The organism is Novosphingobium sp. PhB55, from assembly GCF_004368805.1.
Lineage (GTDB): Bacteria > Pseudomonadota > Alphaproteobacteria > Sphingomonadales > Sphingomonadaceae > Novosphingobium.
In genome coordinates this window covers 252,862-271,133 of sequence record NZ_SODQ01000004.1, presented here as the reverse complement: position 1 = coordinate 271,133, position 18,272 = coordinate 252,862, and the positions used below count along the sequence as shown (strand labels likewise).

General features: G+C 67.2%; 13 protein-coding genes. 9 read left to right on the top strand and 4 right to left on the bottom strand.

Annotated features, from left to right (window positions below):
- Window positions 1-8: 8 nt before the first annotated feature.
- Complete coding sequence (locus EDF57_RS11425) at window positions 9-1,082, bottom strand: Ca2+-dependent phosphoinositide-specific phospholipase C (RefSeq protein WP_134094340.1); 1,074 nt, start codon at window positions 1,080-1,082, stop codon at window positions 9-11.
- A gap of 231 nt (window positions 1,083-1,313) precedes the next feature.
- Here EDF57_RS11425 and EDF57_RS11420 point away from each other — a divergent pair, with 231 nt between their 5' ends.
- The 5 genes from EDF57_RS11420 to EDF57_RS11400 all read left to right on the top strand — a co-directional run bounded on the left by EDF57_RS11420 (window position 1,314) and on the right by EDF57_RS11400 (window position 7,621).
- Window positions 1,314-1,880 (top strand): sigma-70 family RNA polymerase sigma factor, encoded by a 567-nt coding sequence (locus EDF57_RS11420; RefSeq protein WP_134094339.1) that lies wholly within the window; start codon window positions 1,314-1,316, stop codon window positions 1,878-1,880.
- Entirely contained in the window at window positions 1,873-2,556 is a 684-nt protein-coding gene (locus EDF57_RS11415; RefSeq protein ID WP_134094338.1) for an anti-sigma factor, read from the top strand. The genes EDF57_RS11420 and EDF57_RS11415 overlap by 8 nt, the downstream gene beginning before the upstream one ends.
- 186 nt (window positions 2,557-2,742) lie before the next feature.
- Window positions 2,743-3,261 (top strand): fasciclin domain-containing protein, encoded by a 519-nt coding sequence (locus tag EDF57_RS11410; protein ID WP_134094552.1) that lies wholly within the window; start codon window positions 2,743-2,745, stop codon window positions 3,259-3,261.
- Window positions 3,262-3,609: 348 nt separating this feature from the next.
- Entirely contained in the window at window positions 3,610-5,790 is a 2,181-nt protein-coding gene (locus EDF57_RS11405; protein ID WP_134094337.1) for a TonB-dependent siderophore receptor, read from the top strand.
- A 58-nt stretch (window positions 5,791-5,848) separates the two neighbouring features.
- On the top strand, window positions 5,849-7,621 hold the full coding sequence (locus EDF57_RS11400; protein ID WP_243841045.1) for a M14 family metallopeptidase: 1,773 nt from the start codon (window positions 5,849-5,851) through the stop codon (window positions 7,619-7,621).
- 57 nt (window positions 7,622-7,678) lie between these two features.
- Here EDF57_RS11400 and EDF57_RS11395 read toward each other — a convergent pair whose 3' ends face one another.
- Entirely contained in the window at window positions 7,679-8,038 is a 360-nt protein-coding gene (locus tag EDF57_RS11395; RefSeq protein ID WP_134094335.1) for a hypothetical protein, read from the bottom strand.
- A gap of 141 nt (window positions 8,039-8,179) precedes the next feature.
- Between EDF57_RS11395 and EDF57_RS11390 the strand changes: the two genes are divergently transcribed.
- From EDF57_RS11390 to EDF57_RS11380, 3 genes are all read left to right on the top strand, one after another.
- Complete coding sequence (locus EDF57_RS11390) at window positions 8,180-8,386, top strand: hypothetical protein (protein WP_134094334.1); 207 nt, start codon at window positions 8,180-8,182, stop codon at window positions 8,384-8,386.
- Between the two features lie 202 nt (window positions 8,387-8,588).
- Complete coding sequence (locus EDF57_RS11385; protein ID WP_134094333.1) at window positions 8,589-10,028, top strand: NAD-dependent succinate-semialdehyde dehydrogenase; 1,440 nt, start codon at window positions 8,589-8,591, stop codon at window positions 10,026-10,028.
- A gap of 289 nt (window positions 10,029-10,317) precedes the next feature.
- A complete protein-coding gene (locus EDF57_RS11380; protein ID WP_134094332.1) occupies window positions 10,318-12,105 on the top strand; it encodes a DUF4153 domain-containing protein in 1,788 nt (595 codons plus the stop codon).
- A 15-nt stretch (window positions 12,106-12,120) separates the two neighbouring features.
- On the opposite strand, the gene EDF57_RS11375 is transcribed toward EDF57_RS11380, so the two are convergent.
- Window positions 12,121-13,821, bottom strand: a complete 1,701-nt coding sequence (locus EDF57_RS11375; protein ID WP_134094331.1) for a thiamine pyrophosphate-binding protein — start codon at window positions 13,819-13,821, stop codon at window positions 12,121-12,123.
- A 189-nt stretch (window positions 13,822-14,010) separates the two neighbouring features.
- Here EDF57_RS11375 and EDF57_RS11370 point away from each other — a divergent pair, with 189 nt between their 5' ends.
- Window positions 14,011-15,858: a DUF885 family protein gene (locus EDF57_RS11370; protein WP_134094330.1), complete on the top strand. Its 1,848-nt coding sequence runs from the start codon at window positions 14,011-14,013 to the stop codon at window positions 15,856-15,858.
- 119 nt (window positions 15,859-15,977) lie between these two features.
- Here EDF57_RS11370 and EDF57_RS11365 read toward each other — a convergent pair whose 3' ends face one another.
- Window positions 15,978-18,125, bottom strand: coding sequence for a glycoside hydrolase family 3 C-terminal domain-containing protein (locus EDF57_RS11365; RefSeq protein ID WP_243841044.1), 2,148 nt, complete (start codon window positions 18,123-18,125; stop codon window positions 15,978-15,980).
- Window positions 18,126-18,272 lie beyond the last annotated feature (147 nt).

Here is an 18,272-nt window from a genome sequence, read left to right as displayed (position 1 = left end):
CCAGGCCCTTACCGAACCGATGCGAGGTCCGCCGTGCAGTCCGCCAGGTCCTGACCGGCATGCCGCACCGCATTGCACCGAACCGGCGCGCCGCCCGGCAGCGACACGCGGTATCCCGGCAGGCGCGGGTCTTCCCAGAGATAGTCGGTCGAGATGTACTGCGCGCCGCTCCCCAAGGCCGCGCGCAGACGCGCCAGCGTTCCCGCGCGCGCTTCCCATGTATCGGCATCGGCGCGGGTCCGCACCATGAACCCCGCCTTCACGTCGCGCGCGATGCGGTCGGCCTCGGCGATGGGATCGTTGAGGGTGAGATAGGCGGCAGCCGGTGAGTTCTCGTCGGTGTTCACGAAGAAGACCCGCCCTTCCAGCGACTTGCGCTTGCCGCGGTAGATCGCGACTTTGGCCTCGTGCTCGTCGAGCGCGAAGAAGATCTTGCCCCGCGCCGCGGCAAGGCTGGGCCAGTTTCCGGCCAGCACGCCCTCGCGCAGGGTCGGATAGCGGCCCTGTACGTCGTCAGGCAGGATCAGTTTCCCGCGCGGGATGACCGAGAGAATCTCGCGGTCCAGCGCGTCGAAGGCCTTCTCGTCGAAGCGCAGCGCCGCCTTGCCGTGCTCGGGATCGGCGTCTTCCTTGGCGTTGAACATCAGCATGATCGGCGCATGATCGGGATGGGCGTCGGACCAGTCGCGGATCTCCGCCAGGCAGGTGACGAGCCGTTCGCAGCTGCTGGCCGCATCGCTGAAGGCCATGTGCAGCACCTTGAAGCCCGGCTTCAGCAGTTCCGCGTCGGAAGCGCCCTTGGCGTAGTAGCCGCCCGCGGGATCGTAGTTGACGTCGATCTCCAACTGGCGCGCGCCATGGTCGAGCTGCTCCGACAAGGGGCGGTGGGAATAGTCGAGCGCCATTTCCAGTTTCTCGCTTTGCGCCGCGATCCGGGCGCGGACGGCATCGCTCATCGCCTGCTTGTAGCTATTGTGCGTGCCAACGGCCTGGATATCGTTCATCTTCGGCGCATGTGCAGGAACAGGGGCAGGCTGGGCGGCAATCGCGGCGGCGGCAAGGACGAGGACGGACAGGGTCATGAAGGCTCCGAAAAAATGCCGGTCTGGCGCAAGGCCCCTTCCCGCCTTCGGTTACAGGCATTTGACGAAGCGCGCAGATCGGCGCGACAAGGCGCTGAAATTGCGGATTGCGACAAGGGTGCATCCGCGCACCGGCCCGCTGCGTATATCATGCGAATTCGCCCGGAAGCCCGGGCAGCCAATTGCGCCGTCGGCCGTTGATCGGGGAAGGCTTGAGGTCAGGACGGACGGATGAGAGAGACAGCCGTGGCAGACGAGCGGGCAAGACTGGTTTCGGCCATGGATCTGGCCGCCGCTGGCGATCCTGCGGGTTTGCGCCGAGTCTACGACATGACGTGCGCGAAGCTTTTCGGCATTTGCCTGCGCATCTGCGGAGACCGGGAGGCGGCGGAAGACGTGCTTCAGGACGTCTATGTCAAGGTCTGGCGCCGCGCCTCGGCCTTCGATCCCGCGAAAGCCAGCCCGATCACCTGGCTCGCCGCCATTGCGCGCAATGCCGCGATCGACTGGCGCCGCTCCGACCGGCGCTTCGACGCGGCGCCCGAGGGTGTCGTGGAAGCCATAGCCGATGAAAGCCCGCTGGCGGATGCGGTGATCGAGGGAGACGACGAGCACCGGCGCTTGCGGCTCTGCCTGGAAGGGCTGCAACCGCAGCAGGCGCAGGCGATCCGCCGCGCGTTCCTGGAAGGGCTGACGTATCAGGAACTGGCGGAATGCACGGATACGCCGCTGGGGACGATCAAGAGCTGGATCAGACGGGGAATGCAGAAATTGAAGGATTGCCTGGGCGATGGTTGAGATGCCCGAAGATCAGGATCGCGACGGCCTGGCGGCCGAACTTGCGCTCGGCCTCCTTGACGGCGCTGATCGCGCCGCCGCCTTGCGCCTCTGCCTGAGCGACCCGGCCTTCGCGCGGCGGGTGGAACAATGGCAGCTCCGGCTTTCGCCCATGCTGGCCGCAGTTCCCGCCGCCGAGCCTTCATCCACGGTGTGGAACGCCATTGCGGCGCGGATCGGCGCGCCGGTCGCCGCGGCTCCGCGCGGGCTGCGTGCCTGGCGGGCCGCCGCGCTGGGCGCGGGCGCCCTTGCCGCCAGCCTAGCGCTGTTCGTGGCGATGCGACCGGCGCCCACCGTGCCCGACGGCAGCATGGCGGTGTCGCAGATGTCCGGCGTGGAAGGCGGCGCGATCATGGCCGTCGCGTTCGATCCCCGCCGCGGGGTCCTGCGCTTCGACGCCGGTTCTCCCACCGGCACCGGCAAGAGTCCGGAACTATGGGTTATCCCGAAGGACGGCGTACCGCGCTCGCTGGGGCTCATTCAGGCCGGTAGCGCCGAAATGCCGGTCGCCGATCCCATGCGGCCCTTCCTGAAAACCGGGGCTACGCTGGCCATCACCATGGAGGATCCGGCCACCGCACCGCACCAGGCGCCCAGCGCCGCGCCGGTCATGACCGGAAAAATCTCGGAAATCTGATCGCCTCTGCATCCGGGCCGTGCGCCGTACCGTATCTGGAGCGCATCCCAGGAAACGGAATGCGAAACGGAAGAGAGGATGTCAGACATGCACGCCCTACCCCGCACGCTTGCAACCGCATTCACCGCCGCCCTGTTGCTTTCCGGCGCCGCTTCGGTCGGTGCCAAGGCGCCCGCCGACAAGGCGATGGCCGGCAAGTCGATGGCCAGCAATCCGATGGCCAGCAATCCGATGGTAGGCGGCGCTGCCATGTATTCCACCAAGGACATCGTCGACAATGCGATGAATTCCAAGGATCACACCACGCTCGTCTCCGCCGTCAAGGCTGCCGGGCTGGTGGACACTCTCAAGGGACCGGGGCCCTTCACCGTCTTCGCACCCACCAATGCCGCCTTCGCCAAGCTGCCCGCCGGAACCGTGGACATGCTGATGAAGCCCGAGAACAAGGCGATGCTCACCAAGGTCCTGACCTATCACGTCGTGGCCGGACGGATGACCGCCGCCGACATCGCCGCCAATGCGATGGCGCACGGCGGCAAGGCCATGCTGACCACGGTCGAGGGCGAGAAGCTCACCGCCTGGAAGGACAAGGCCGGCGCCTGGTGGCTCACCGATGCCAAGGGCGGGAAGTCCAGGATCACCATCGCCAATGTCATGCAGTCCAACGGCGTGATCCATGTCGTCGACACCGTCCTGATGCCCTGACACCGGTTTTCCCGCATGGGGCCGACTGACAAGAGTCGCTGCCTCATAACCCTCTCCCGGTCCCATGGCCGGGAGAACCACACCGCCGCAGTCCTTCGGGTCGCACGATCGACATAGCGGCGCAGTTTCAGGCCCGTGACCGAGGTTATTCCCCATAACTTCCGGTCGCGGGCCTGAGCTGTAAGCGGGCCTTGCAAAAGAGACCGGTGGCCGGGACGACAACGGGATCACCTCCGAAATTTAAGTGATGTTGCAACATATCATTGACGCGCGAAAGGCGCACTGACAGAAGCCCCTCGTCAGGAGCGTTTGCGCGCTTCCGCCGCAACGTCACTACCGGGGGTCATCATGTTTCGTTTCGCCAAGGACGGCCGCCTGCTGGCCGGAACCCTGCCGCTCGCCTTTGCGATGGCGCCCTTTCCTGTCTCTGCGGAAACGGTCGAGGAGGAGCAGCGCCGGGAAGAAGAGGTTTCGGGCGAAGAGCGCAGCGGCGCCATTACCGTCACCGGCGTGCGCCAGGCCTATCGCGGCGATTTCGCCTTGTCCGAAATCCCGCAGTCGATTGCCGAAATCGATGCCGAGACCCTGCAACGCAACACCATCCAGCGGCTCAGCGACGCGCTGGACCTCAACGCATCGGTCGCCCGCCAGAACACGCTCGGCGGGCTGTGGGACGCTTTCGCCATTCGCGGCTTCACCGGCGATGAGAACATGCCGAGCGGTTATCTCGTCAACGGCTTCAACGGCGGACGCGGCTTCGGCGGCCCGCGCGACGTGGCCGGGATCGAACGCGTGGAAGTGCTCAAGGGCCCGGCGGCTGCCCTCATCGGGCGCGGAGAGCCGGGCGGCACCATCAACCTGGTGACCAAGCAGGCCGAACTGGGCCGCTCTTACGGCACTGCCTCGGTGCAATACGGCAGCTTCGACCGGCTGCGCGGCGAGGCGGACGTCAATCTGGCGCTGACCGGCGGCCTCACCGCGCGGCTGATCGGCTATGCCGAGGACGGCGACACCTTCCGCGACCATGTCCACCAGAAACGCTGGGGCTTCCTGCCGTCCATCGGCCTCTCGCTGGGCGAGCGCACCCGCCTGACCTATGATTTCGAGAAGAGCCGGGTGGAAGTGCCGTTCGATCGCGGTATCGTGGTTCTGGACGGCAACTTCCACACCGTTCCACGCTCCCGTTTTCTGGGCGAGCCGGGAGACGGAGACACGATCGCACGCGCCACCGGCCACCAACTGCGCCTTCAGCACGAGCTTGGCGGCGGCTGGAGCCTGCTTGTCGGCGGCAGCATCCGCAAGACCCTGCTGACCGGCTTTTCCTCCGATGCGGAAACGGTGGCTTCGCGCCAGGCGGTCTATAGCGATGGTCGCTCGCTGTCGCGCCAACGACGCTCGCGTTACTACGATGCGGACCATTCCGTCGTCCGCGCCGAACTCGCCGGCCTGTTCGATACGGGCAGCCTGCGCCACCGCGTCCTCATCGGGGCCGACTACGACTCCTTCACGTACGACCAGGTGTTCCGCCGCTTTCGGCCGCCGCTCCTGGCATCGAACCCCGGCGCTGCGGCAGGCTACGTGATCGACATTCTGGATCCCGTCTACGGACAGTATCCCCTGCCCGCCACCGCCGTCATCACTGACAGGGTCGACCGGCAACGCGCTGGTGGCGCTTATGTCCAGGACCAGATCGAACTGACCGATCGCCTGCAGGTTCGTCTGGGCGGGCGCTACGACAGCGTGACGCTGGAAACCGACAACCGCCTGACCGCCACCCGGAGCAAACGGACCAAGGGTCGATTCAGCCCCCAGGCCGGGCTTGTCTACAAGCTGAGCGCGCCGGTCACGTTCTATGCCGCTTACGGCCAGGGTTTCCACGCCAATGTCGGGACCGACGCGGCCGGGCTGATCTTCGATCCCGAGACCAGCGAGTCCCTGGAAGCGGGCGTGAAGCTCTCGCTGCTGGGCGGCAAGCTGAATGGAACCCTGGCCATGTTTCAACTCGAAAAGTCCAACGTGCTCGCCAGCGACGCCAACAACCCCGGCTTCTCGGTCGCGATCGGCAAGGCCCGCAGCCGCGGCGTGGAACTGGACCTTGCCGGGCGGCTCCCCGGCGGTTTCGACCTTCTGCTGAGCTATGCCTATATCGATGCGGAGGCCCGTTCGAGCGTTCTCGACCCCGCCTATTCCTTCCAGGTCAATCCCGGCGATCCGCTGGCGAACATCCCGGACCACAACGTCAACATGCAGATCGCCCGCACATTCGCCATCGGTTCGCGCGAAGCGACACTGGGGGGCGGCGTGCAGCATGTCAGCCGGCGGCGCGGCGAAACCGGCACCGATTTCACGCTGCCCGCGCATACGCTGGCCCGCGTGTTCGGCGAACTGGAACTGACGGAAACAGTCGCGCTGTTCGGCAGCGTGACCAATCTCTTCGACGCGGACTGGTACGCCAACAGCTATACCCCGCTGTGGGTGCAGCCGGGCGCCCCTCGCACCGCCACCGTCGGCCTGCGCGCCCGCTTCTGATATCTTCCGAGAGACCCTCCTCATGCTGAAGACTTCCCTCGCCCTCGCGGCGCTCTCCATGCTTGCCTCGCCCGCACTCGCGCAGCCTTCCGCGCAGGCGAGCCACGCGCCGCCCCATGTCCTGCCCCCGGCACTCGCCTGGTCGGGCGCCAGCGAGAAACTGGTCGCGCGCGAAGACGACCCCTGGATCACCCCGGCCGAAGTGTCCGACTTCGCAGCCACGCCGCGCTACGCGGAAGTGCGCGCCTGGCTCGAACGCCTTGCCCAGGCGTCGCCGCTCATCGCACTGGAGACATTCGGCAAGACCGGCGAAGGTCGCGACATGCTGCTGGTCCGCGCGAGCAAGGGCCCTGCCGCCGATGGCAAGTCCAAGCCCGTGGTCCTGGTCCAGGCCGGGATCCACGCGGGCGAGATCGACGGCAAGGACGCCGGCCTGATGCTGCTGCGCGATATCGCCGTGCGCGGCAAGGACCGCCTGCTGGACAAGGTGGACCTGGTCTTCGTTCCGATCCTCAACATCGACGGCCACGAGCGCATGAGCGTCTGGAACTTCCTCCATGTGCGCGGGCCGGACGAAAAGGGCACCGAGGGCAATGCGCGCGGCATCAATCTCAACCGCGACTATGCCAAGGCCGATGCGCCTGAAACCCGTGCCATGATCGCCCTGCTGCGGCGGCTCGATCCGATTCTTTACATCGACTGCCACGTCAGCGGCGGCTTCGACATGCAGTACGACATCACGTTCACTTATGCCGGGTGGGGCCGCTATGCGCGCCACCGCGCGACGGCGAACTGGCTGGAGCAGCGCTTCGGCCCCGGCGTCACCGCAGCGCTTGCCAAGGCGGGCCACACCCCCACGATCTACCCCAGCCCGATCGACACGCGCCGCCCGGAGAGCGGCATCCGCCAGAGCCCGGAAGGGCCGCGCTACTCGACGGGCTATGGAGACTTCATCGGCGTGCCCACGGTGCTGGTCGAGAACCACATGCTCAAGCCCTATCGCCAGCGGGTGCTCGGCACTTACGTCCTGCTGGAAAGGGCGATGACGCTGGCGGCGCAGGATGCCCCCGCCATCGCCGCGGCAAAAGCGGCGGACCGTGCCGCCCGCCCGGAAACCCTGCTGACCCGCTGGCAACCGGCGAAGGAGCCGGTGGGCTGGGTCGAAGGGTTCAAGGGCGTCGCCTTCGAAAGCTATGCCTCGCCCGCTTCGGGACGGATGGAGCAGCGCTGGACCGCCCGGCCGCAGACCCTGCGCATGCCGATCGTCGGCCAGGAGCCGGTGGAAACCGTAACCCTGCCCAAGGCCTGGCTGGTGCCGGCCGCGCAAGCCGAAGTGATCGACCGCCTGCGCCTTCACGGGATCCGCATGGAAATTCTCGAACAGGCCCGCGCGCTGGAACTGGACCGGGTGCGCCTGAAAGATCCCGCCCTCCAGGCCCCGCACGACGGCCGGGTGCCGCTGCAGGCAAGGTTCGAGCATGCCCGGGCAAGAGAGACAGTGCCCGCCGGCACCATCCGCGTACCGTCCGACCAGCCGCTCGGGCTTCTGGCCGCGGCCCTGCTGGAGCCGGAGAGCCAGGACTCGTTCCTGGCCTGGGGCTTCTTCCCCGAAGTGCTTTTCCCGCCAGCGGGAAGCGAGGACTTCGTGCTGGCGCCGATCGCCGATGCGCTGCTGGCCCGCGATGCGCAAATCCGCACCGCTTTCGAAGCGCGGGTGGCAAGCGATGCTCACTTCGCGCAGGACCCCGAAGCGCGGCTGGAATGGCTGATGGAGCGCACGCCCGCGCCCAACCGGGAAACCGGGGTCTATCCGATCCGCCGGGAGACCTGATGCAGCGCCGGGGCCGACGGGTTTGGAGCGCGGACGCGCCCGGCCCTTCGGCCCTGCTCACTGATAGCGCAGGGTTTTCTCGAAGCCTTCATTGGCCTTGGTCATCTTCGCCAGTTTCCTCAGATGACCGCGCACGTTCCGTTCGAACCGCGTGTCATCGTAGATGCCCGTCACCTTGTACTCGTCCTGAGCGATCAGTTCCTTGATACGCTGGGCGAAGGCGGCCTGCTCGTTCGTGCAGTCGGCAGACTTCAACGTGCGGCAGACCCATTCCTCGGCCGCCGCCTTGTCGTAATCGTCCTGCGCTTCATACCCGCGCCGATCCGCCGCGGCCTGATCCAGCCGGGAAGCCTCGAACCGGCGCTCCAGCCATTTGCGGACCTGTTCCCCATCCCATGCCTTCGACGGATCGCTCATCTCTATCTCCAATTCCCGCCGCCCTAGCCAGGTTCGGGGCGAAAGGACAGAACCCAAGGTCGGTCCTGACGGGATCGCAGCCGGTCGGGCACGGAACCATCGGCGGCCCCGCTCGCTATTTTCTCAGAAGGAGACTGTTGAATGCTAGGCAAGATCATCGGAGGAATCGCGGGCAAACGGATCGCCCGCAATGTGGCGGGTGTCGATGAAACCGGCGGCGCGATTGCCGGGGTCGTGGCTGCAACCGTGCTGCGCCGCTTCGGCCTCGCCGGGATCGCCGCCGCGGCCGTGGGCGCCTATGCGGCCCGGAAACTCAGCGAAAAGCGGCGGGACAGCAATCTGCCCTGATATCCTCGCGCCCGCGTTTTCATCGGCGGCGCGCCGGCAGTCCCAGCGCGCCGAACGATGAGAAAAGGGCAAGTCCCGAAACTCCCATTGCACGGCCCATCCGGCCTTGCGCCGGTTGCGGCCATGGCCTCGGCTTCCGATATGGTCGGTCCGGCCGAGCGCGGTTTCTTCCGGCGCCGGCCCCGCCTAAAGGAGTGCAGCAATGGCCTATCCCGATACCCAGCTTTTCATCGATGGGGCGTGGCGCGATGCCGCCGGTGGCCGGACGCTGGCGGTGCAGAACCCCGCAACCGGGCAGGAAATCGGCCGCGTTGCCCATGCCGACCGCGCGGATCTGGACCTCGCGCTCGCCTCGGCTGAGCGCGGGTTCGAAGTCTGGCGCGATTTCACGCCCGCCAGGCGCAGCACGATCATGCGCAAGGCCGCCGCGCTCCTGCGCGAGCGTGCCTCCGACATTGCCGGGGTGATGACGCTGGAGCAGGGCAAGCCGCTGGCGGAAGCCAAGGGCGAGACCATGGCAGCGGCCGACATCATCGAATGGTTCGCCGAAGAAGGCTTCCGCGTCTACGGCCGTCTCGTGCCGCACCGCAGCGACCTGTCGGTCCGCCAGATGGTGATCAAGGACCCGGTCGGCCCGGTCGCCGCGTTCACGCCCTGGAATTTCCCGATCAACCAGGTCGTCAGGAAAATCGGCGCGGGCCTGGCCGCCGGATGCTCGATGATCGTCAAGGCGCCGGAGGAAACCCCCGCAAGCCCGGCCGCGCTCATTCGCGCGTTCCAGGATGCCGGTCTTCCCGACGGCGTGCTCAACCTGGTCTATGGCGACCCTGCCGAGATCTCGGAATACCTGATCGCCAGCCCGGTGATCCGCAAGATCACTTTCACCGGATCCACGCCCGTCGGCAAGCTGCTCGCCAGCCTCGCCGGCAAGCACATGAAGCGGGTGTCGATGGAACTCGGCGGGCATGCGCCCGTGATCGTCTGCGAGGATGCGGACGTCGACCTCGCCGTGCGCAGCGCCGGGCGCGCCAAGTTCCGCAATGCCGGGCAGGTCTGCATCTCGCCGACACGCTTCCTGGTCCACAACAGCGTGAAGGAGCAGTTCGCGCAGGCCATGGCCGAGCTGGCCAAGGGCATCTCCGTAGGTGACGGTCTGGACGCGGAAACCCAGATGGGCCCGCTCGCCAACGACCGCCGCCTGACGGCCATGGCCGAGTTCCAGCAGGACGCCGTGGCACGCGGCGCGCGCCTGCTTGCGGGCGGCGAGCGGATCGGCGAAGTCGGCAACTTCTGGCAGCCCACCGTGCTGGCCGATGTCCCGCTCGATGCCCGTCTGTTCAACGACGAGCCCTTCGGTCCGGTCGCCGGAATTCGCGGCTTCGACAAGCTGGAAGAAGCGATCGCCGAAGCCAACCGCCTCTCCTTCGGGCTGGCCGGCTATGCCTTCACGCGGTCGCTCGCCAATGCCGACCTGCTGACGCGGCGGGTCGAAGTCGGGATGCTCTGGGTGAACACGCCCGCGGCTTCCTCGGCGGAACTGCCCTTCGGCGGCATCAAGGATTCAGGCTACGGCACCGAAGGCGGCCCCGAAGCACTGGACAACTATCTCAACACGCGCGCCGTCGTAGTGGCGAACGTCTAAGCACCGGCTTCGCGCCCGGCATGACCGACAGAAGATCGCGAGAGCGCCCGCCGGCGCTTTCGCGATTGTCGCGTCAGGCCCATTTCGCCGTCACCGGGCAAACGCAGCCACTACCGCGCGGGAGCATCGTCAGCCGAAAGCGCGGCAAGTTCGCGCCGATAGGTTTCGAGCATTCCCCTATAGCGAATGCACCCTCGTGCTCCGAAATACACAGCGTATAATAAGATATTGAACGCCGCTTAATTTTGCGATAGCTGTCGGGACAAGCAGCAGACGCGAGAGGACAGCGATGAACAGCCCCCAAGATTCCGCGATCCCGCAACATGGGGCCGCCTCTCCCGAAGCCGAGGCGGGCGAATGGCCGCTGCGATCCTGGGGCCTTGCCCTGCTGGGGGCAGTGGTGGGCCTGGCGATCTACTGGATCGTCCGCCCGGACAAGCATCACGGCGATTACGACCTGATGCAGACCCGCATGGCCTTGGCCACGTTCCTGGGCATCGGGTCGCTGATCTTCGGTTTCCTCGTGGAGCGCACGCGTATCCATTGGAGCGCCGCCTGTGCCGCGATCGGCGGAGCGGTGGTCGCGCTGACGATCTATTGGAACGGCCCTTTCGGCAGTCAACATGGCGAAGAGCCCTGGCGGATCGTCTGCGCCGTGCTGGCCGTGGTGATCGCGGCGCCCCTCTTCCAGGCCTGGCGGGACGCCCGCCTGATGCCGGGCTCGTCTGCCGATGGGCAGCGGGGACGCCCCCGGTCATTCACCATTCCCTATCCGGAAGCGCATGGCCACGCCTGGACCAATGTGGTGCTGTGGTGCGCGGCATGGGTCTTCGTCGGCGTGGTCTGGGCGATGGTGCTGCTGCTGTCCGAACTGTTCCGCCTGATCGGCATCAGCCTGCTCAAGGACCTGCTGGCAAAGGATTGGGCAGCGCTCCTGCTCACGGGCGCCGCGCTCGGCGCCGGGATCGGCCTCCTGCGCGAGCGTGACGGCATCCTGCGCCTGCTGCAGCGCGTGGTGACGACGATCCTGTCCGTACTGGCGCCGGTGCTCGCGCTTGGCCTGGTCGTTTTCCTGGCGGCGATCCCCTTCACCGGCCTCGCGCCGCTGTGGGACGCGACCCGTTCGACCAGCCCGATCCTGCTCGGCTGCGTGATCGGCGCACTATCCCTGGCCAATGCCGTGATCGGGGACGAGGCACCGCACGAGGCGCGCAGTCCCCTGCTGCGCGGCAGCGTGGCCGCGCTCGGCATCGCCATGCTGCCGCTCGGCGCGATTGCCGCGATCTCCACCGGCCTACGCATCCAGCAATATGGCCTGACGCCGGACCGGCTCTGGGCCGTGGTCTTCACGGCCATCGCCTGCGCTTATGGCCTGGCCTATCTCGTCGTCCTCGTGCGCTGGCGCATCCGCGCGGCACCGCACTTGCGCACGGCCAACTTGCGCCTGGCGGCCGGGCTCTGCCTCGTGGCGCTGGTACTCTCCACGCCGCTGATCAATTTCGGCGCCCTGTCCACGCGCGACCAACTCGCCCGGCTGCAGAGCGGACGGACACCGCTGGCCAGGTTCGACTGGCGCGCCATGCGCTTCGACTTCGGCCGCGCCGGTGAAGCTGCCACCCGCCGCCTCGCCGAAACCGGCCGCACGCCGGAAATCCGCGCCGCCGCGAAGAAGGCGCGGGATGCCAAGAACCGCTGGTCGCTCGACCCGGTCTCGATCGAACCTCGGCAGACGCCCATCGACCCCGCGCGCCTGCTGGTGCTGCCACGCGGCACGGTGCTGCCCAAGGCGCTCCACGACCAGCTCCAGGACTACAATGCCTGCGGATACTCCGGCGCCTGTACCGTTCTCTTCGAGAAGAACAGCGACGAGGCCGTGATCGTCACCAACGACCGGAGCTTCCTCTGGAAGGGCGAGAACGGCACTTGGAACCCCGCACCGGGGCGGCCCAACGTGACCGGCCAGGAGGCCGTCGAGCGCCTCGAAACCGCGCTCAAGGCCGGACGCGTCGAGATCCGCAAGGTCACGCGCCGCCAGGTCTTCGTGGATGGCCAGCCGGTCGGCAGCGAGTTCGAGTGACGCCCTGAACCCGGATCAGCTGCCGGTCTTGCGCAGCCCCCGCCAGGCCTCCCGCACTTTTGCGATGCCGAAGCGTACGACCTGGGCGGGTTCTATGTGCGGCATCGTCGGCAACTCGTCGGGATCGACGATGGCGTGGAGGATGGCCGGCCCCGGCGCCACCAGGAACTGCGCCATCGTGGCGTCGAGCCGCGCCGGGTCGCTGACGGTGAAGCCCTGCGCGCCGCAGGCCCGCGCGAACAGGGCGAAATCGACATTGGGGAAAGTGGTTCCTTTCGCGGCCGGAAGCGCGGCCGCCTCCATTTCGAGATGGACGAGACCCCACTGGGCATTGTCGTAGACCACGATCTTCACCGGCAAGTCGTGCTCTACGCTGGTCATGAACTCCCCGAGCAGCATGGTCATGCCGCCGTCGCCGACATGGGCGATCACCTGCCGCCCGCGATCGAGCAACTGCGCCCCGTTGGCGAGGCCCAGCCCGGTGCCGACCGCTGCATTGTTGAACGAGCCGGTGCCCCGCTGCCGCCCGCTCTGGCGCCACCAGTTCGCGGCCCATAGCGTAACCTCCCCGGTATCGGTGACGATGATCGCATCATCCGCGGCGTGGTCGCTCACGGCGCGTGCCACCGCCGGGGGATGCAACTTGCCCGGCGTCCGCGCCGTGTCCGCACGCTTGTCGAGCATGGCGTTCCAGTCCGCCCGCGCGGCCTGCGCCTTGGCCAGGAACGCCGTGTCCGTCCGCGCGGGAAGCTGTTCCAGCAGCATCGTCAGCGCGGGGCGAACCGATCCGACGATGCCGAGCGCCACCGGAGCCCGGCGCCCCAGCGCAAGCGCGCGTTCGTCGATCTGGATCACATGGCCGTGGCCGGGCAGGAACTCGGAATAAGGATAGTCCGTGCCCAGCATGATCAGCAGGTCGGCCGCGTTGATGGCATCCACACCGGCGCGGGAGCCGATCAGCCCCACGCCGCCGATCCAGTGCGGGTGATCGAACGACAGGATGTCCTTGCCGCGGAAGGTGTGCATGAGCGGCGCCTTCAGCCGTTCCGAGAGCTGCTCCAGCTCGCCCGCAGCGCCGTGACAGCCGTTGCCGCAGAACACCGCGACGGTCTTCGCCTCGCCGATCAGGCGCGCGGCTTCGGCAATGTCGGCAGGCGCCGGCGCGATCTGGGGGCGGGGGCGCAGGGTGGCCAGGCTCTGTACCGGTCCCGGCACGGCCGCGGAGAAGACATCCGGCGGCACGTTGATATGCGCCACGCCGCGCTCGGCATAAGCCGCCGCGATCGCCTCGCGGATCACCGCCGGGGCCTGTTCCGCGGCGGATATGACCTGGCTGTAGACCGACACGTCCCGGAACAGCAGCGCCGGATCGTCTTCCTGCAGATAGTCCGTGCCGCGCTTCTCGGCCGGCACGCCGCCGGTGATCGCCAGCACCGGCGCATGGTCCTTGCGCGCCTCGTACAGTCCGGCGACGAGGTGATTGCCGCCGGGACCGGTGGTGCCGCAGCACACGCCGAGCCGCCCGGTCAGCTTGGCCTGCCCGGCTGCCGAAAGCGCGCCGCCTTCCTCATGCCGCACGCCGATCCATTCCACCCGGTCATCGGCATCGAGCGCGTGAGTGAACGGATTGAGGGCATCGCCGACCACCCCGAACACATGTTCCACGCCAAGCTGTGCAAGCGTATCGACCAGAAGTTCGGCAACGGTTTTCGACATGATGGCTCCTCGAATGACCAAACCTTCCCAACGCATCGCCGCCCCATGCGCTCCTCGAAAAGTGTCCGCCCGGCAGGATAGGGCGCACCGGCCCGAACCGATGGGACAATGGAAATCTTCGGCATGGCTTCAATTGCATTCGTGCGGGCAAGTGGCGTAGGCTTCCGCCGCAACAAAGCGGGAGCCGCCATGATCGACCGTCGCCATTTCCTTGCCACCGCGTCCGCGGGGGCCGCACTCGCCGCCGCCGGTCCGGCATTTGCCCGCATATCCGCGCCCAAGGGCGCCGCTGCCGGTTCGGCCGATCCCGCCCTGGCCGCCTTCATGGACAAGTATTTCGAAGCCCAGGTCGATGCCTCGCCGGAAACCGCGACGCAGCTGGGGCTGGATACCGGGGCCCGCGCCGCGCTGAAATCCCGCCTCACCGTGCCTACGCTGGAGCAGGAAGAGAAGGACCGCGCCCGCGTCCGCGCGGCACGCGCCGAACTGGGCACTCTGAACCGCGCCTCGATGACGGCGCAGGACGCCATCTATTACGACACCGTCGCGGCGAACCTCGATGCCATCATCAAGACTTACGCCATCCCCTATGGGCAGGGCGGATGGCCGCAGGTCTACCGCGTCAGCCAGGGCGGCGGCGCCTATCTCAACACCGGCGACTTCCTCGACAACCAGCACACCATCAAGACTGCGGCCGATGCCGAAGCCTATGTGGCCCGCGTCGGAGACTTCGCGGATGTCCTTGCCGCAGAAACCGACCGGATGAACGAAGACTTCGGCCGGGGCGTGATCCCGCCCGACTTCATCCTCAAGAAGACCATCGGATTGCAGGCGGGCATGCTGGGCACGAAGCCCGGAGAATCCACGCTCGTCCAGTCGATCATGCGGCGCACGCACGAACAGTCGATCCCCGGCGAATGGGGCGCGCGGGTGGAAAAGCTGGTTGCCGAGCGGGTCTATCCCGCCCTTCAGCGCCAGAACGACGCCCTGAAGGCCGTTCTGCCCAAGGCCGGCCACGAGGCTTCGGTATCGCGCCTGCCCCAGGGCGCGCAGTATTACGCCAATAGCCTGAACTACATCACCACCACCCGCATGACTGCCGACGAAATCCATCGCATCGGCCTGGAGCAGGTGGCGGACCTGACCGCGCGTTCGGACGAGATGCTGAAGAAGCAGGGCATGTCGCAAGGCACGGTGGGCGAACGCATGGCCTCGCTGATCGCCAACCCGGCCAATGTCTATCCCAACACCGACGCCGCCAAAGTCGAACTCGTCGCCCATCTCAACGAACAGATGGCGGCGATGCAGGCCCTGCTGCCCAAGGCTTTCGGCCGCCTGCCCAAGTCCGGCGTGCAGATCAAGCGCGTCCCGCCGGAGATCCAGGAAGGCGCCTCGCAGGGGTATTACAATTCGCCCAGCCTCGACGGCACGCGGCCGGGGATCTACTGGATCAACCTGACCGACACGGCCAACTGGCCCAAGTTCGGCCTGCCCACCCTCACTTATCACGAAGCCATTCCGGGCCATCACCTGCAGATCGCCCTGCAGCAGGAAAGCCCCGCCGCGCCCAAGCTGATGAACCTCATGTTCTTCTCCAGCTACGCCGAAGGCTGGGGCCTCTATGCCGAACAACTGGCGGACGAACTGGGCGCCTACGACAACGACGCCCTCGGCCGCGTCGGCTTCTACCAGAGCCTGCTGTTCCGCGCGGTGCGACTGGTGGTCGATACCGGCATCCATTCCAAGGGCTGGAGCCGTGAACAGGCCATCCGCTATTTCATCGACAATACCGGCCGCGCCGAAGGCGGGGCGACCTCGGAAGTGGAGCGCTATTGCTCGTGGCCGGGACAGGCCTGTGCCTACAAGGTCGGGCACAACGAATGGGTCCGCCTGCGCGAGAAGGCGCGCACGGCGCTCGGCAGCCGCTTCGACATTCGGGGCTTCCACGACACCGCCCTGGCCGGCGGCGGCATGCCGCTGACGGTCCTGGAACGCGTGGTCGACAACTGGGTATCGGCGCAAAAGGCCGCCGGCTGAACCCCGGGACCAGAGGGGCAGCGTAAGCTGCCTTCGCTGCCTGCCCGTAAGCAAAGGGGAAAAGCGGCCTGGATGCACATCCAGGCCGCTTTTTCATGGACAGGGCAAGCTGGCCGGGATCAGTCCTTCCAGGTCCGGCCCTTGAGGCGCGCCGTCGTTACCGGGCCGAGATGCTCGGCATCCTCACCCAGCGCGAAGCCGTAATCGCCGGGAGCGAGCACCCAGCTGCCCTCGCGCCAGTCGGCGAGCAGACGCGGGTCGATGGTCATGGCCACTGCCTTGCCCTGCCCCGCAGCCAGTTCCACGCGCTGGAAGCCGACCAGACGCTGCACCGGCTTGCCCGCGCGGGATACCAGGTAGAGCTGCGCCACCGTGGCGCCGGCGCGCTTGCCGGTGTTCGTGACACGGGCCGTCGCCTTCGCGCCGTCGGTCTTCAGCGCGTCAGCCGCGAACCGGGTGTAGCTGAGACCGTAGCCGAAGGGGAACAGCGCCTTCTGGCCCTTGCCCGCGTTCCAGCGATAACCGAGATTCGCGCCTTCGATATTGTAGTCCGCCACCAGCCTCTGCCCGTGCACGTCGGGCGCTCCGGCAAAGTCCGGCTCGACCGTATCGAAGCCCTCGATCGTGGCGCGCGGCAACTGGTCGATGCCGGTGGGGAACGTGATCGGCAGCTTGCCCGAAGGATTGGCCTGGCCGAACAGCACCGCGGCAATCGCTTCCGCGCCCCTTGCCCCGGGGTACCAGGCTTCCAGCACCGCGGCCGTCTTGTCCAGCCAGGGCATCAGCACCGGCCCGCCGGTTTCCAGCACGACGATGGTATTGGGATTGGCTGCGGCGACAGCGGCGATCAAGGCATCCTGGCCGTTGGGCAGCGACAGATCGGGCTGGTCGAAGCCCTCGCTGGACCACTGCGTGGCGAACACGATGGCGATGTCCGCCGCCTTGGCCTGAGTCACGGCTTCGGAGATGTAGCGGCCGCTGCGATAGTTCACCTGGGCCTGAGGCGCGGCGGCGCGGATGGCCTTGATCGGCACCGACCGATGATAGGCTTCGAACAGGAAGGGCGAGAAATCGTCCTCGCCTCCTTGCGGCACGTTCACGGCGGCGCCGCCTTCGCCCTGCACCTGGCTGGAGCCCGCGCCGGACAGAACGCCGCTGTTCGCATAACCGCCGATCACGGCGATGCGCTTGGCCGAAGCCGCCAGCGGCAGCACGCCGCGCGCGTTGCGCAGCAGCACGATACCCTGCCGCGCCACCGCCTCGGCAACGTCGCCGTGCGCCTTGAAATCGATGGCACCGCCCGGCTTCACGGGATTTTCGACCAGGCCGTTGTCGTAGACGGCCCAGAGGATTCGCCGGTTCATATCATCCAGCCGCCGGGCATAGGCCGGGTCCGCCTTCGCCGCAGCGCCCAGCTTCGCGGCGAAGAACACGTCCTTGTCCAGCTCCGAGCCGGACTGCTGGTCCAGTCCGTTCAGCGCCGTGCCGAGCGAAGGCACCGCGCCCCAGTCCGACATGACGAAGCCCTTGTAGCCCCAGGCCTGCTTGAGAACCTTGTTGAGCAGCCAGTCGTTGTCGCAGGCCGAATGGCCGTTGACCTTGTTGTAAGCGCACATCACCGCGCCGGGATTGCCGATCTCGATGCCGATCTTGAACGCCAGAAGGTCGCTTTCGTGGGCATTCGCCGGAGAGATGACGCTGTCGACTTCCTTGCGCGCGGTTTCCTGCCCGTTGAGCGCGAAGTGCTTGATGGTCGCGATGATGTGGTTCGATTGCACGCCGCGAATGGCATGGCCGGCCAGAGTACCGGCCAGGAGCGGATCCTCGCCGAAATATTCGAAATTGCGACCGTTGCGCGGATCGCGCATCAGGTTCACGCCGCCCGCCAGCAGCACGTTGAAGCCTTTGGCGCGGGCCTCCGCGCCGATCATCCGGCCGCCCTGCTCGGTCAGTTCGGGGTTCCAGGTGGCCGCCTGCGCCAGGCCCGAAGGCAGCGCCGTGGCGCCGTCCTTGCGAAGGCCGAACACATAGGACACACCCAGGCTGGCGTCGGTTTCCAGAAGCGCCGGGATGCCGAGCCGGGGGATGCCGGTGATATAGCCCGCGCCGGGAACGGCTTCGGCCGGCGGCTCGGGCGAAGTCGGCGTCAGCTTGATGGGCATGATGCCCACCGTGAGCACGGTCTTCTCTTCCGGCGTCATCGCCTCAAGCGTCCGTTCCGCGCGCGCGGAAGCCGCCGCGCCGCGATCCTGCGCGGCAGCCGGCATGGCCGTGGACGCGGCAACCGCGCCGGCGAAAAGAAACGAATGGCGAAGGGTCATGTCGGCGATCCTGATTTCAAGCGGCGGTGGTCGGCCCGGATGGCAGGACGAACGCCGCCATGGCGTGTCTCGAAACCATCGGTGAAGGCGGAG